The sequence below is a fragment of the Paracraurococcus ruber genome (assembly GCF_004353985.1).
GTDB classification, from domain to species: Bacteria; Pseudomonadota; Alphaproteobacteria; order Acetobacterales; family Acetobacteraceae; genus Paracraurococcus; species Paracraurococcus ruber.
Map to the genome: position 1 here is coordinate 1 of NZ_SMOA01000618.1, position 926 is coordinate 926.

Sequence of the window (926 nt, forward strand, 5' to 3'; positions counted from 1 at the left end):
GTGTCCATCCGGGAACATGGTGAGTCATCTGAATCGGTTGTGACTGGCGGGTTGCGGCGGGTGGTGCGCGATTTGGCGGGATGTGGACGCCGGAGAACCGCGGTCGGTATGACCGCAGCAGGCTGCGCTACCCGAGTGATTTGACGGACGCGGAGTGGGCGCAGGTCGAGCCGCTGATCCCGCCCGCGAAGCCGGGCGGCAACAAGCGCACGGTGGCGGAGCGGGCGGTGGTGGACGGGGTGATGTACATCCTGTCGACCGGCTGCCAGTGGTCGGCACTGCCGAAGGATCTGCCGCCGAAAAGCACGGTGCACGACTACCTGCGGCGCTGGGACGCGGACGGCACCTTGGAGCGCATCCACCATGCGCTCTACGTGCTGTGCCGCGAGCAGGCCCAGCGCGAAGCCAGCCCGGCGGCCGCGATCATCGACAGCCAGAGCGTCAAGAGCGCGGAAAAGGGGGGCGCAGCATCGACCCGCCGGGCTATGACGCGGGCAAGAAGATCAAGGGCAAGAAGCGCCATGTGCTGGTCGACACCCAGGGCCTGCTGATGCAGGCGGTGGTGCACGCCGCCGACATCCAGGACCGCGACGGCGGCGTGCTGCTGATGGGCACGCTGTTCGGTCTCTACCCGTTCCTGCTCAAGCTCTACGCCGACAGCGGGTACCAGGGCGCCAAGTTCCAGGATGGGCTGAAGGCCGCCTGCGGCCAGATCAACCTCGAGATCGTCCGGCGCTGCGACCGGCACCGCTTTGTCGTGCTGCCGAAGCGCTGGATCGTCGAACGGACAATCGCCTGGCTGAACCGCTGCCGTCGGCTCGCCAAGGACTGGGAGTGCCTGAACCGGTCAGGCCTGTGCTTCCTGCGCTGGGCCTCCGTCCGCCTCATGCTGCGAAGGCTCTGCCAAACCAGAACATGATCCCGGA

1 protein-coding gene is annotated in these 926 nt (G+C 67.3%); it reads left to right on the top strand.

All coding sequences use genetic code 11. From position 1 onward, the window contains the following. The first annotated feature begins 80 nt into the window (after window positions 1–80). Window positions 81–919, top strand: a protein-coding gene (locus E2C05_RS32125; RefSeq protein WP_133223638.1) for an IS5 family transposase whose coding sequence is annotated in 2 segments (ribosomal slippage) — window positions 81–468 and window positions 468–919 — 840 coding nt in all. Because the reading frame shifts where the segments join, the coding sequence is not laid out codon by codon here. Window positions 920–926 lie beyond the last annotated feature (7 nt).